Here is a 13,974-nt window from a genome sequence, read left to right on the forward strand (position 1 = left end):
GGCAATGTCCTCACCTAACGACGAATCACTCGAATGGAAACGGCCACCATTTATCTTATCGTGATTTTTGTTAGTGCTCGGACACTGATCGCCCGTTGTTTCACGCGCCTAAATTTAAATCATTTAGATATAGAAAGAGACTGGGTACAAGACGTTAGTTTTGTCCCAGTCTCACACTAAAATTGATAACCGATTTTAGTTTTGATGAATATTAGATGTACCTGTCTTAATCAGCAGTTTTAACACGCCGCTTGAATAAGAAGAAAGTCCAAATGAAGTAAACCAACATGATCGGCAATAGAATACAAGCTACGATCGTCATGATCGTTAGTGTATATGGTGAAGCAGCGGCATCTTTGATCAATAGGCTGTGTGCTGGATTATTTGCAATTAGTACGCGTGGGAATAACCCGTTGAACAGCAAGATCACAATACTGCCTAAAGTTAAACCAGACGTAATGAAACTTAAACCTTCTTTATTGCTATATGCGCCCCACATAGATAAAGCAGAGAACAAGACAATTAAGATTAAGATAGCCCAAGTTGACATTGGCCGTAGTTTCATAAAGTCTGTGTAAATGGCTAATAAAATGACGAAAATAATTTCACCGGCAAATAAAACGAAATATAGCTTTTCAGCTAAACTTCTAGCTCGGTCACGCATGTTACCATCGATCTTTAACCGGGTATAATTCAAACCATGGATGAGGCAAAGCAATGTAACCGCAACACCGCCAACGATTGATAATAAGTTGACATTATCTGTAAAGCCAGCATAAATATCGCCATGACTGTCCATCGGAAGGCCTTGAATTAAGCTTGTAAACATCATACCTAGTAAGAATGGTGCAATGGTACTACCAATACATAAAGCCCAATACCAGAAATGGCGGGCACTGATCGAATCAGCATTAGCTGAAAATTCAAAAGAGACACCCCGGAAAATCAAAGCCGCTAAAACTAGGAATAACAGAATGTAATAACCAGAAAAGAGACTGGCGTACCAAAGTGGGAAAGAAGCAAACATTGCCCCACCAGCAGTGATCAGCCAAACTTCATTACCATCCCAATGGGGACCGATCGTTGCCATTAATGCCTCACGTTCAGCATCATTTCTAGCTAATAGGCGCGTTGACATGCCTACCCCGAAGTCAAAGCCTTCAAGGAAGAAGAAACCAATGAACAAGACACAAATCAAAATAAACCATAATAGTTGCAATCCAGTCATGATTGAAACGCCTCCTTGCTAAATGGGTCCGTCTTCTTTGATGCGTCACCATTATCATAACCCGCTGATTCTAGATTGTCTGGGCCCTTGATCATTAGTTTTCTAGAGTAGAAGACCATAATCGAACCCATCAAGGAGAACATTAAGAAGTACACGATATTCGTGAACCATAATTGCCCAGCAGTTGTTGTTGGTGAAACCCCATCGGCAATCGTTTGTAACCCATAAACCAACCAAGGATAACGACCAAATTCAGTTACAAACCAACCAGTCGAATTGACAACAAATGGGCAATAAGTTGCAATACCTAATAACCATAATAACCAGCGTTTGTTTTCAATACGATCTTTACCAGGCCGAGTATAAGCAAGCCCAAGAATAGATAGGATCAAGGTGACTACTGCGCCAGCAGCCATGATTCTGAAGCTCCAAAAGACAGTTTTAACTGGTACATAATAATTCATATCAGCACCAAACTTCTTGTCATATTTAGCATGTAATTCTTGGTTGAGCGTATTCATGCCCTTAACGCCGCCAGATAATTTATGATACGTCAAAATACTAAGGACTCTAGGAATTTCAATGGAATGAGTTACTTTATGGTTCTTAGTATCAATCAAAGCAACCGCAGTCCATGGTGCTGGATCCTTAGTATCTTCGTAAATACCCTCGGTTGCAGCAAATTTCATTGGCTGATCTTTAACAACTTGTTGTGTTTGCAAGTCACCTGTAATGATCGCACCAACAGAGGCGATCAAAACGACCCAAAGACCAACACGCATTGATTGCTTGTAGAAATCGGCATTTTTCTTGCGTAAAACACCAAATGCTGCAATACCAACGGTTGCTACAGAAGCAGTCAAAATAGCACCTACAATAACGTGAGGAAATACACGCCAAAGTTGAGGATTAGCAACGATCGCACCAAAATCAGTCATGCGAACACGACCGGTGGCTTGATTGATTTCGAAGCCAGTTGGATGTTGCATGAAACTGTTAGCGGCTAAGATCCAAATTGCTGATAGCATTGAACCTAGCATTGTTAACCAAATGAAAATGACGTGAATACCTGGCTTGAAACGATTCCAGGTAAACATCCAAACACCGATGAACACGGATTCCATGAAGAATGCCAACAGTGCTTCAATAGCCAGTGGTGCGCCAAAGATGTCGCCCATAAAGCGAGAATAATTAGACCAATTCATCCCGAATTGGAATTCTTGAATAATACCAGTTACGACACCGACAGCGAAACTTAGCAAGAAAATGTTACCCCAAAACTTGGCCATTTTCTTATAAACTGGCTTTTTTGTGTGGACGTAAGCAGTTTCCATAATTGCGACGACAAGCGCCATACCAATGGAAAACGGCACAAAAAAGAAATGGAACACTGTGGTCATAGCGAATTGCCAACGTGCAAGCGACAAAACGCCAATACTCATTAGTGCCATAAAAAAACCCCCCCTAGTGAAGAAAATAATAAAGTTATATTCAATAACTACTTTTATTGTAGACAGAAACCGTTTTAATAGCAACTAGTAATTGCTATAAACAGCGCAAAAATTTTATCTACTATTTATTATAAGTTTTGCGTACTGCTTTTTCGTTATTTTTGTTGGTCTATACGCACTGCCGCTGGGTTATGCTAAGATATTAAGCAGAGGTGATTTTTTGACTCAGGCAAATGAGCTATTAACCCTAGATGAACAACATTTTTTTAAAATGACTTATCGTAAAAAAAAGCGTAGTGGCTGGGGTGCTTTTTGGCTTTGGTTGCTGCTTGGTTGGTTTGGCGGCCATCATTATTATCTTCGCCAGTATAAAGTTGGATCCGCTATGTTGGCTGTTGCGATCATAGCCATTGCCGTTGGCTGGTTTACGTGGTATCTATTATTGCTGATCAATCTTATTTGGTGGCTTTATGATGGGTATCATTTAAAAGTTTGGGTAGCACAAACAAATGCGGCAACGCGCCAACAATGTATACATACGATCCAAGAACGCAGACGGCAAATTCAATATAATGAGGTGTAATGATGAATCAGATTCCTAGTGTACTTTTAGCAAATGGCAAATCAATGCCGCAATTAGGCTTAGGCGTTTTTAAGGTCAATCAGGCCAGTGACGTGAAACAAGCCGTTAAATGGGCTTTAGAAGCAGGCTATCGTTCGATCGATACTGCCATGATCTATCATAATGAGCAGTGGGTGGGGGAAGCCATTGCCGAAAGTGGCATCCCTCGAGAGGAGTTATTTATTACTTCAAAATTGTGGAATGCTGATCGAGGTTATGATCAGACTAAACGAGCTTTTCAAGAAACTCTAAATCGGCTGCAGTTAGACTATTTGGATCTTTATTTGATTCACTGGCCTGCACCAGGCTATGTGGAAAGCTGGCAGGCGATGGAAGAGCTTTATGGCTTAGATAAGATCAAAGCCATTGGTGTTTCTAACTTTGAAATTAGTCATTTAAAAAACTTGATGGCACAAACAGCCATCAAGCCCATGGTTGATCAGGTAGAAACGCACCCTTATTTTCAGCAAAAAGCACTTCATCAGTTTTTAAAAGAAAATGATATTTTTCATGAAGCTTGGGGGCCTCTAGGTCAAGGCCAAGCAAATTTACTACAAGATGCCGTCTTGAATGAATTGGCCGAAAAACATCAAAAAACAGTGGCCCAGATCATCATTCGTTGGCATATTCAACGTGATGAAATCGTCATTCCTAAATCCATTCACCAAAATCGTATCATTGAGAATGCAAATGTCTTTGATTTTAAGCTGACGGCCGAAGAAATGAACCAAATCGCAGTTATTGATAAAAATCAACGGCATAGTCATGATCCTAATGATATAGATTGGTTAAAGGGAACCATGACGACACACTGATCAATTATGATGAGCGTGAGATAAAATTAAATTTTAAACGCGTTCAAAAAGGCAACACTCTTTATCTCACTCTCAATTATTATGAGATTCTTGTTTGATGTCATTGATCATTTTCACGAGACGTGTCACGTTTTCAGCTTGCGTGTGGCCATGTGTGTAAAAAATATGGTCAGTGATCTGTAGATCTGAATACGTACTTAAAAAGTTCTCGGTCAACTCATTATAGATACCTTGTTTTAATAAGGTATTTTTAGAGATTTCAAGGTCTTTTGAAGGTAACATCAAAATCAAAACGGTTTGATTTGCGGCAACGACTTTTTGCAATTGCTCAATTTCGGCTGGTGTTGGGGAAACAATAAAACTAGCACCAAGATCAAATAAGTGGTTATTTTTTGCTGGCAAGATTTCTTCAATTGTCTTGATTGCAAATGGTTTCCAGTATTTAAAAAGGGCAACCATATCATTTTGCCGACTATACTGTTCAGCTTGGCGAGGGTCATAGCCATATTTTGTAAAATATTGGCTGCGAGCAGCATCTAAAGAATAGTAACGTAAATTTGTTTGCTTGGCAGCTGCTTTGCCTAACACGGTTTTACCAACGCCGTGTGGTCCGATCAATGCGATATTCATCTCGCACCTCCATCATTCATTTACTATCTATATGGTACCGATAATTTAGAGTCATGACAAACAAAAAAGCTGTACGGTAATTAGCCGCACAGCTTTTTCATAAGGTTTAGAAAAGGGTAGGTTACTACCTAATTTCAGTTCACTTTTGGGAGGAAGTAAATGAAATGTTTTATTTTCTAAAATCAAGCTATCAGGTCGGGTATCCTTCAAGCTATGACTTAATCATAAAATTAAAATGTGAACAAAGTATGAATAAATCATGGTTATTTTCAAAAATCTAAATACTCCGATCAGTGGATTCATCACTGATTTTACCTAATTCAACTTGAATCGTGGTATGGCTGAGATCAAATTGTGAGGTTAGTTGCGAATCAAGGGCTTTAATGAAGGTATTGTTATCTTCCAATGTGGTACGACAAATGTGCGCAGTCAAGGCATTCTCAGTAGTACTCAATGCCCATATATGCAGGTCGTGCACATTTGAAACGGTATCTTTAGCTTGAATAATTTGTTTGACCTGCTCGAGGTCAATATCTTTCGGGACCGCATCTAGAGAAAGGTTAACAGCATCGCGTAACAAGCCCCAAGTCCCTAGTAAAACGATCAGAGCAATCAGTAAACTGACAACCGGATCTAGCCAAAACCAATTTGTCATTTTCATGACGATAGCGGCTAAAACAACGCCAACTGAGACACCAGCATCTGCAGCCATGTGCAAAAAGGCACCTTTAACATTTAAATCGGATTTTTGATCATGACGGAATAATAAGGCCGTAAAGCCATTGATAAATATCCCAATCGTTGCCACAATGATCACATCAAGTTCGGCGACTGGTTGTGGATTCTGCAGCCGTTGAATGGCCTCAACCACAATACCGCCAATAGCGACCAGTAAAAAAACGGCGTTGAATAAAGCGGCTAAGATGGAACTACGCTTATAGCCGTAAGTCATTTGATCAGTTCGTGCACGCCGGCTTAAAATGATAGCAACCCAGGAAACTAGCAACCCTAAAACGTCACTCAAATTATGGCCTGCATCGGCAATCAAGGCCAAAGCATTGGCTGCAAAACCAAAGCCACCCTCAATGATGACAAACGCAATATTTAGAATAATACCGATTTTAAAAGCTCGATTAATAGTTGAAACATTGGTACTATGATGATGTTCGTGCATAATATATGCCTCCCATTTCATATGAATAACCGCTCATATGTTTCCTATATTCTAACATGAACAGGATAGATTAACAACAGGAAGTGCTTACAAAATGACAAATTATTATGCAGACGCGGTACATGCGTGGACAACCGATGGTACTCAGCCCCCACTTTGGTTGGCAACCCAAAATGCGGGAGTGTTTTGGCGGAACCAAGCCCCTAGTTCGGTCAAGAAACAGGTTATTACTCAGTTAACCTCCCTTGAAGTACAAGCTTTATTACAAGATTCACGTAAGGATTGGTATGAAAATTTAGTGCAATATGCGTTAAATCAAAAAACTATTTTTGATTTTTGGCAGACAAAAACGCATGATCACGGACGTGAACATGCGCAGAGGGTACTAAAACTAAGTGTTTTGCTAAGTATTATGCAGCAGGTCTCGCTAAAAGATAGTTTGATACTTTATCTTAGTGCGATTTTTCATGATATTGGGCGCACAAATGACCAAATTGACCCAAAACATGGTGCGCTTGGGACGGCACGCTTATTAAATCACTACAAAATTACCCCGCCACTCACAGCAACAAAATTAAAGCTATTCACTAAAGCCTTTGCTTTACAGTCTATGGTTCTCTTGAATTCTCAAGCAGTTTTACCCATGCCTGAATTAAATACCAACGATAGCCATGTGCTCTTGGATTTGATTACCTATCACTCGCTGCCAACAACGGCAGCCAAACAAGCTTTTGCGCATTATAACGATCGAGCGCAACAACGCCGGTTTAAATTATTAGCCTTGCTTGAAGATGCTGATGCTTTAGAACGTGTTCGTTTCAAAGGAAATCTCAATATTGATTATTTGCGCACACCAGCAGCGCTACGCTTAATTGATCAAGCACGGATACCTTATCGGTGAATAAGTGAAATCAACAAATTTATCTTAATATAACAGTAGAATCGGTCGATCGTTAAGTGTTTGGATTTGACGATTGTTTTCCGGAAATAATTGTTTGAAAGTAGCTAATTGTTTCGGCGCAATCGTTAGTGGCGTGGCGGCCACGTACCATTCGATACCCTCAATAACCGGTGGTGTTGTCAGCGAACCGATATAGTGATAATAACTGGCAGCGTCAAACCAGTCCGTTAGTTGGATCGGTGTTGGTAATTTAAGCTGTTTATCAGGTTGAGGTAGGTTTAGTAAGATGTTATCTAAAGTGGCATCAGCAGCGCCCACATTGAAAAGTAACGCAATAACAGCTTTTTGACCATTAATAAATTCATGAACAAGGTGAAGTTCTAGGTCAAATTGGTGACCATCTAATAAGTGTTCACTAGGATGATGAAAATGACCTTCTACGAAGTGGGCTTCGCGCTTTTGCAAAGTTGCAGTGCCATTACCTTTAAGCGAAAGCTTACCGTCTGGCCGCCGAATCGTCTTAATTTGATAATGCACAAAATCGGGCAGATCTTCTACTGGCTGAGCTAAGTGATGTTCAATATCAATCGGAGATTGTATTTGTCCACTGACGATGGGCCAGTCCTTTTGAGTTTCATAGTTAAACATAATATTCACCTCATTTTTGTTAGTTATAGATATGGTTATTTTTTATTTTACCGCAATTAAAGGTTATAAAGTTGCGTAAAGACAAAAATTATAGATTGTACACTATTATATTGTATTCGGTTGCAATCCCACAAAGTCTTAATAATCTGCTAATATTAGGACTAAGATAAATTGAGAAGGGTTCTCAATTAGAAGGTGATGCCATGACATTTTTTGCTGGACAAAATTTAACAGTCAATTACGGAACGCATACGATTATCAAGCAGATGAACGTCACTTTTCCTAAAGGCGAGATCATTGGATTGATTGGCCCAAACGGAAGTGGTAAATCTACTTTACTAGGTGCACTTTCCGGTTTTCATAAATTAAAAACAGGGCGAGTTGTTCTGGAAGATCATGAGTTACATCAGTTTAATGCGAAAAAACGAGCTCGGCTTTTAGCCTGTCTGCCCCAAAATCCTCAAGCACCCGGGGATATTACCGTTCGTGACTTGGTGGGCTATGGACGCTATGCGTATCAACATCGCTGGACAGCTGACCATGAAGCCGATCGAAAAGCCGTTCAACGGGCAATGGTGAATGCAAATATTCAAGAATTTGCGGATACGCCCATTGCGGATCTATCAGGTGGGCAACGGCAACGCGCTTTTATTGCAATGACTTTAGCTCAGGATAGTGAGATTTTGTTGTTGGATGAACCAACAACTTTTTTGGATCTGCCGCATCAATTAGAAATATTAAAACTAGTCCGTGTCTTGAATCGCGAGCTGCACAAAACAATTATTATTGTCCTGCATGATTTAAATCAAGCAGCCCGCTTTTGTGATACTTTGATTTGCCTCAAGCAAGGTACAATTGCTTATCAAGGTCGACCTCAAGATGTTTTTACAGCGGAGATGCTGGCAAATGTTTTCCACGTCCGTGCCAAAGTGACCATGGATCCTCAAGCACATTGTCCGTTGTTATTGACTTATGACACAATTTGAGGTTTGTCAATGTACAAAAAGCGAAATTATTTCTTGATCAGTCTTTGTATTTTAGGTTTGTTGCTTCTCATCAGTAGTTTATTGCTTGGGGTTCACAATTATGCACTAAGTGATTTTTTTGCAAGACAGTCACAAAATTTTGCTATTATTTGGCAGCTGCGCTTGCCGCGGGTATTAGCGGTAGCCGTCGTGGGCGCATTATTAGCACTCGCAGGGAAGCTTTTGCAAACCGTTTCAAATAATCCAATTGCCGATCCTTCGCTGTTGGGTATCAATAGCGGGGCTAATTTAGCTTTGATTTGTGGGACGATTTTAGGAGTGCCTTTTACACTTTTCTGGCGCGTTAGTTTGGCTTTTCTGGGTGCTTTTTTGACTTTTTTGATCGTTTTCTTACTGTCAATGACGCGCCGAGGTTTAAGTCCCACCCGTTTAATTTTAAGTGGGACAATTTTTTCAGGATTTTTAAATGGCATCGCTTACGGTATTAGTATTTTAACTAAATCCAGTCAACGATTCCGTAATTTTTTGGTGGGCGGTTTTTCTGGAGTGGACTGTAAACAAATGTGGCTCTTATTGATTTTATTGCTCATCATTTTGGGATTAACCATTTACTTTGCCCGGGACATTACAATTATTGGTCTAAATGATCAGTTAAGTCAGGGCCTAGGCAGCCGCATCGTGCTCATCCGCAGTGTTGCAGTTATAATTGTTGTTTTAGCAACTTCTGGCAGTGTCGCTGTTGGTGGCAATATTGCTTTTATTGGTCTGGGTATACCACATTTGGTACATTATTTTGATAAACGCGATTTTAAACATGTATATCTTGAAATTATGTGTTTTGGCTCAGTTTTCTTGATGTTTTGTGATTTATTGGCGCGTTTGTTGGCCCGGCCATTTGAATTACCCTTGGGCGGCTTATCAGCGATTTTAGGTGGCGGCTTTTTAATTTGGTATGTGTATCGTCAAAGTGAGGCGGTGGTAGCGTAATGATCACAGCTAAAAAACATCGCTTTATTTTCTGGATCTTTATTCTAAGTGTCTTTTTTTTGGGTGTCAGTCTTCTGAGCATGGCTACTGGAGAGGTAAGTCTCACGCCACTGCAGTTAGGGCGGGCTCTTTTAAACCAAAGTTCGGCCCAAAATGAATTGATCCTATGGCAATTTCGGGCGCCGCATATTGTGATGAGTATTATTGTTGGCGGCAGTTTAGCCATGAGTGGGGCTGTGTTTCAGCGCTTGACGAACAATGATTTGGCTGATTCGAGTATACTAGGCATTAATGCTGGGGCTAGTTTAGGAGCAGTTTTGTTTTTAGGCTTGACACAGCTTGGGGTATCTTTAAGTCAAAATATTTGGTTACCAGTTTGCGCTCTAATTGGCGCATTGTTGACTGCTGGATTAGTTTTTAAAATTAGCCAAGACCAGTCGCCATTGCGGTTATTATTGAGTGGTGTGGCTGTGGGCACGCTGCTTAATGGGTTGATTTTGTTGATTCAGTTGCAAGTTTCTCAAGATGATTTTGACAAAGTGCTGGTGTGGCTATCAGGGAGTTTCTGGAATTTAGATTGGCCTTACATGCTGATATTAGGGCTTATTGGCTGTTTATTGTTGCCCTTTGGTCTATTAGCCTTACATAATTCTGATCTAATTTTACTAGGCCGGCGAAATGCGATGAGTTTAGGGCTAGATTATGATCATAAACGCCGGCAATTATTGATTTTTGCCATTGCCTTAGCCGGGATCGGTGTGGCTGGTGGTGGTGCGATCAGTTTTGTAGGATTAATGGCGCCCCATATTGCACGGTTATTGATCGGCAATAAAGCAAAATACAATTTGCCATTGACTATTTTAGTCGGCATCAATGTATTACTTCTGGCCGATTTTGTCGCCAGTCATTTATTTGCGCCGAGTGAGTTGCCAGTTGGGTTAGTCGTTGCTATGATCACAGTACCGTATTTTATTGTTTTGATGTTAAAAACAACACGTTAGGAGTTTAATATAGATGAAACAACAACTGAAGTATATTTTTGGTGGGTTTGTAATTGGAGTAGTCGTTTTGTTTAGTTTGATTAGTTTTGGGGGCGGAAAGGTGCAGGCTGCTAGCAGCGGCACACACACATTCAAGGCTGCTAATGGCAGTATTAAAGTCCCTGATCACCCCAAACGGATCGTTGTACGGACGTACATGGGGCAAGTGCTTGCACTTAAAGGTAACGTTGTTGGTGCGACTAAGTGGGATTTGGGTAATCCTTTTATTAGTTCGGCAGTGCGTCATAAGATCAAAGACGTTGGTACACCGATGAATGCTGAGGCGGTTTTAAAGCTAAAACCGGATCTAATTATTACGGATACAGAAGCCGATGTTAAAAGCATGTCTAAAATTGCGCCAACTGTTTTGCTGCCATATACAAAAATGCGCAATATCAATGCGATAACCACTCGATTTGGCCAATTATTAAATAAACAAAAAGAAGCGAAAGCTTGGCAAAAGAAGTTTAAACAACAGGCAGCTAAAGACCGCCAACGTTTGGATAAGGCGGGTATTGCTAAGGACAAGACTGTCGGCATTTATGAATTACAAGACGGGAAAATGTACGTATTTGGGACTAATTTTGGCCGCGGGGGTCAGGCATTGACAACTGGACTAAATTTTACCTTACCGAAAAAAGTGGCAGAGGTAGATAAAGGCGCTGGATTCAAGCAAGTCTCAATCGAAGCATTGCCGCAATATGATGCAGATTATATGTTTTTTACGAACTATAGCAGTAAGGGCAGCGGCAGCCAGGAATTAAAAGATTTAAAAGCTAATCCCGTTTGGAAAAAACTACCCGCGGTGAAACAAGGACACGTGATCCAGCTGCCGTTCCAGAAAATGTATTATTATGATCCCTATGCGACCATGGGACAATTGAAACTTGTGACGGATGCTTTACTTAAAGCTGGCAAATAGCTGGGATGTTCAGCTGCTAAAAGTCTTTCGGTTCATTTTGAAAGGTGAACCATAAGCATTATTAAAAAAAGACAACAAAAAAAGCAACCTAGCTAGGCTGCTTTTTTTGTTAGGCCTTATTTAGTTTCAGTGAAGACCACGTGTTTACGCAATTTTGGAGAATATTTACGTAAAGATAAACGATCTGGTGTATTACGCTTATTCTTAGAAGTTAAGTAAATACGTTCACCAGATTCTTTGTGTTCCAAAATGATATTGTTACGCATCAGAATCGCTCCTTTATAATTGTCCTCTTAATAATTTACAGGATTGAATTTAAAAGTCAATGTGATTATTATACTCAAAAATAAAAAATAAATCAAAACACGAACATTAAAATCGTTTACACTAAATTTGTTCCTAAAAATGTTGATTTTTCAAAAAATAATCGTTATAATAAGCTCATTGATTTTGAAAAGAGGAATTATTTTTATGGAGAACTTTTTTGATCTTAAAGCTAATGGGACCAAAGTAAGTACTGAAATTATTGCCGGTATCACGACTTTCTTCGCGATGTCATATATCCTTTTTGTTAACCCATCCGTATTATCGCTGACAGGTATGCCTTCGCAAGCTGTCTTTCTCGCAACGATTGTTGCTTCAGCTGTGGGTACTTTATTTATGGGGCTTTTCGCCAATGTACCATATGCGTTGGGACCAGGTATGGGCTTGAATGCGTTCTTTACTTATACAGTTGTTTTTGCCTTAGGTTTTTCTTGGCAGGAAGCTTTAGCACTTGTGTTCATTTGTGGCATGATCAACATTTTTATCACGGTCACTAAGATTCGTAAGATGATCATCACCGCTATTCCAGAAGTATTACAACAAGCCATGGGCGGTGGAATCGGTGTCTTCATCGCGTACATTGGTGTTAAGAATGCTGGCTTTTTGCAATTTACATCAGAGGCGTCCAGCATTGCTTCCGTTAATGGCAAACCGTTTGACCCTACGCAAACGCACTTTAAGGGCGGTTTAACAGATATTGTTTCTAATGGGGGCATTGTGCCAGCTTTAGTTAATTTTTCTCAATCAGGCGCACTATTAGCCTTGATCGGTCTGATCGTTGTTGTTATTTTATTGGTCAAAAATGTACCTGGTGCTGTTCTGATCAGTATCATTATTGCAACTTTGATTGGTATTCCGATGGGCGTTACTAATTTGCATATTTCAAATGCCAATTCCTTGGCTAATTCAGTGCAACAATTGGGAACTACGTTTGGCGCAGCGTTTGGCGCAAAAGGCATGGGGGCGCTCTTCAGCTCGGCCGATAAGTTACCATTAGTTATTATGACGGTCTTTGCATTTAGCTTTTCGGATACATTTGATACGTTAGGGACATTTATTGGGACTGGGCGGCGCACGGGAATCTTCTCAGCTCAAGATGAAGTTGCCTTGGAGAGTGGCTCTGGTTTCTCTTCCAAGATGGATAAAGCTTTGTTTGCCGATTCTATTGCGACATCTGTCGGCGCTATTTTTGGAACCAGCAATACGACGACTTATGTGGAAAGTACAGCTGGCATTGGTGCGGGTGGTCGTACTGGTTTAACGAGCGTCGTCGTAGCCGTTTTATTCTTATTAAGTAGTTTATTCGCACCATTCATTTCGATTATTCCTACGCAAGCTATTGCACCGGCTTTGATTGCTGTCGGCGTCATGATGATGGGATCTTTCAAAAACATTGACTGGGATGACTTGGGCGAGGCAATTCCAGCATTCATGGCTTCAATTTTTATGGGCCTGTGCTACAATATTTCTTATGGGATTGCTGCAGGATTTATCATGTACTGCTTGATCAAAACAATTACGGGTAAAGCTAAGCAGATTCATCCGATTTTATGGGTCGTTACGATTTTGTTTATTGTGAACTTTGTTGTCTTAGCAATTATTTAAGTATTCTTTCTAAAAGCAGGTATAATAAAAAGGCCAAGTGTTTGCGAACACGTGTGGCCTTTTTATTATACCTAAATTTAAATATTTGATGGAGGCAATTATGTTTCAAACAAAAATTAATGACCATCTCAGTTTGCGTAGACTTACCATTCAGGATGCGCAGCCCTTATTTGGGCTCGTTCAGCGAAATATCAGTATTCTTCAGGATTATATGCCTTGGGCAACACCAAATATGACAGTAGAAGACGAAGCAAATTGGATTCAGAACATGTTGAAAAAATCAATTGATGGCACCGTTTATGCGTTTGTATTGCTGTTCGATGATCAAGTAATTGGTGCGCTAGATCTACACCATATTGATCCAATCAATCAACACGCTGAAATTGGTTATTGGTTAGATCAGAGCCATCAGGGGCAAGGACTAATGACTAAGGCGGTTCAAAAACTGGAAGAAATCGCTTTTTATGAATTAGATTTGCAACGTATCGAGATTCAAGCTGTCACCCAAAACACTGCTAGCCGAGGCATCCCGGAACGGCTTAATTACCATTTAGATGGTGTCCTACGTCAGTATTTAAACTATAACGACCAATTTTGGGATGTGGTTGTTTATAGTCACTTAAAGACAGATTGATCACCTA

Annotated in this window: 15 protein-coding genes; 9 read left to right on the forward strand and 6 right to left on the reverse strand. The window is 40.2% G+C overall.

Features of this window, described 5'->3' with window-relative positions:
* Positions 1-226: 226 nt before the first annotated feature.
* Both cydB and ACNAN0_RS03060 read right to left on the reverse strand, forming a co-directional pair.
* Entirely contained in the window at positions 227-1,228 is a 1,002-nt protein-coding gene (cydB, locus tag ACNAN0_RS03055; RefSeq protein ID WP_416353827.1) for a cytochrome d ubiquinol oxidase subunit II, read from the reverse strand.
* Positions 1,225-2,679 carry a cytochrome ubiquinol oxidase subunit I gene (locus ACNAN0_RS03060; RefSeq protein WP_416353828.1) on the reverse strand — a complete coding sequence of 485 codons (1,455 nt, stop codon included), beginning with the start codon at positions 2,677-2,679 and terminating at the stop codon, positions 1,225-1,227. Before ACNAN0_RS03060 ends, cydB begins: the two co-directional genes overlap by 4 nt.
* A gap of 220 nt (positions 2,680-2,899) precedes the next feature.
* On the opposite strand from ACNAN0_RS03060, the gene ACNAN0_RS03065 reads away from it, so the two are divergent.
* Both ACNAN0_RS03065 and ACNAN0_RS03070 read left to right on the forward strand, forming a co-directional pair.
* A complete protein-coding gene (locus ACNAN0_RS03065; protein ID WP_416353829.1) occupies positions 2,900-3,262 on the forward strand; it encodes a TM2 domain-containing protein in 363 nt (120 codons plus the stop codon).
* The gene (locus tag ACNAN0_RS03070; RefSeq protein WP_416353830.1) at positions 3,262-4,116 is read left to right on the forward strand and encodes an aldo/keto reductase; all 855 of its coding nucleotides are present in this window, start codon (positions 3,262-3,264) and stop codon (positions 4,114-4,116) included. Before ACNAN0_RS03065 ends, ACNAN0_RS03070 begins: the two co-directional genes overlap by 1 nt.
* Before the next feature lie 72 nt (positions 4,117-4,188).
* On the opposite strand, the gene ACNAN0_RS03075 is transcribed toward ACNAN0_RS03070, so the two are convergent.
* Complete coding sequence (locus tag ACNAN0_RS03075) at positions 4,189-4,746, reverse strand: AAA family ATPase (protein WP_416353831.1); 558 nt, start codon at positions 4,744-4,746, stop codon at positions 4,189-4,191.
* A 277-nt stretch (positions 4,747-5,023) separates the two neighbouring features.
* Entirely contained in the window at positions 5,024-5,920 is an 897-nt protein-coding gene (locus ACNAN0_RS03080) for a cation diffusion facilitator family transporter (RefSeq protein ID WP_416353832.1), read from the reverse strand.
* Between the two features lie 94 nt (positions 5,921-6,014).
* Here ACNAN0_RS03080 and ACNAN0_RS03085 point away from each other — a divergent pair, with 94 nt between their 5' ends.
* Positions 6,015-6,821, forward strand: a complete 807-nt coding sequence (locus ACNAN0_RS03085; RefSeq protein ID WP_416353833.1) for an HD domain-containing protein — start codon at positions 6,015-6,017, stop codon at positions 6,819-6,821.
* 24 nt (positions 6,822-6,845) lie between these two features.
* Here ACNAN0_RS03085 and ACNAN0_RS03090 read toward each other — a convergent pair whose 3' ends face one another.
* On the reverse strand, positions 6,846-7,469 hold the full coding sequence (locus tag ACNAN0_RS03090; protein WP_416353834.1) for a carbonic anhydrase family protein: 624 nt from the start codon (positions 7,467-7,469) through the stop codon (positions 6,846-6,848).
* Between the two features lie 203 nt (positions 7,470-7,672).
* Between ACNAN0_RS03090 and ACNAN0_RS03095 the strand changes: the two genes are divergently transcribed.
* From ACNAN0_RS03095 to ACNAN0_RS03110, 4 genes are read left to right on the forward strand one after another with little or no spacing between them, the layout of a single operon-like run.
* On the forward strand, positions 7,673-8,455 hold the full coding sequence (locus tag ACNAN0_RS03095; protein ID WP_416353835.1) for an ABC transporter ATP-binding protein: 783 nt from the start codon (positions 7,673-7,675) through the stop codon (positions 8,453-8,455).
* A 9-nt stretch (positions 8,456-8,464) separates the two neighbouring features.
* A complete protein-coding gene (locus ACNAN0_RS03100) occupies positions 8,465-9,442 on the forward strand; it encodes a FecCD family ABC transporter permease (protein ID WP_416353836.1) in 978 nt (325 codons plus the stop codon).
* Positions 9,442-10,443: a FecCD family ABC transporter permease gene (locus tag ACNAN0_RS03105; protein WP_416353837.1), complete on the forward strand. Its 1,002-nt coding sequence runs from the start codon at positions 9,442-9,444 to the stop codon at positions 10,441-10,443. The genes ACNAN0_RS03100 and ACNAN0_RS03105 overlap by 1 nt, the downstream gene beginning before the upstream one ends.
* Positions 10,444-10,456: 13 nt before the next feature.
* On the forward strand, positions 10,457-11,404 hold the full coding sequence (locus ACNAN0_RS03110; protein ID WP_416353838.1) for an iron-hydroxamate ABC transporter substrate-binding protein: 948 nt from the start codon (positions 10,457-10,459) through the stop codon (positions 11,402-11,404).
* Positions 11,405-11,520: 116 nt separating this feature from the next.
* On the opposite strand, the gene rpmG is transcribed toward ACNAN0_RS03110, so the two are convergent.
* Positions 11,521-11,670 (reverse strand): 50S ribosomal protein L33, encoded by a 150-nt coding sequence (gene rpmG / locus ACNAN0_RS03115; protein WP_230912741.1) that lies wholly within the window; start codon positions 11,668-11,670, stop codon positions 11,521-11,523.
* A gap of 205 nt (positions 11,671-11,875) precedes the next feature.
* Between rpmG and ACNAN0_RS03120 the strand changes: the two genes are divergently transcribed.
* Positions 11,876-13,333 carry an NCS2 family permease gene (locus ACNAN0_RS03120; protein ID WP_230912740.1) on the forward strand — a complete coding sequence of 486 codons (1,458 nt, stop codon included), beginning with the start codon at positions 11,876-11,878 and terminating at the stop codon, positions 13,331-13,333.
* Between the two features lie 100 nt (positions 13,334-13,433).
* Positions 13,434-13,967 (forward strand): GNAT family N-acetyltransferase, encoded by a 534-nt coding sequence (locus ACNAN0_RS03125; RefSeq protein WP_230912739.1) that lies wholly within the window; start codon positions 13,434-13,436, stop codon positions 13,965-13,967.
* The last annotated feature ends 7 nt before the right edge of the window (positions 13,968-13,974 follow it).

This window comes from Agrilactobacillus fermenti (assembly GCF_047943045.1).
Classification (GTDB): Bacteria; Bacillota; Bacilli; order Lactobacillales; family Lactobacillaceae; genus Agrilactobacillus; species Agrilactobacillus fermenti.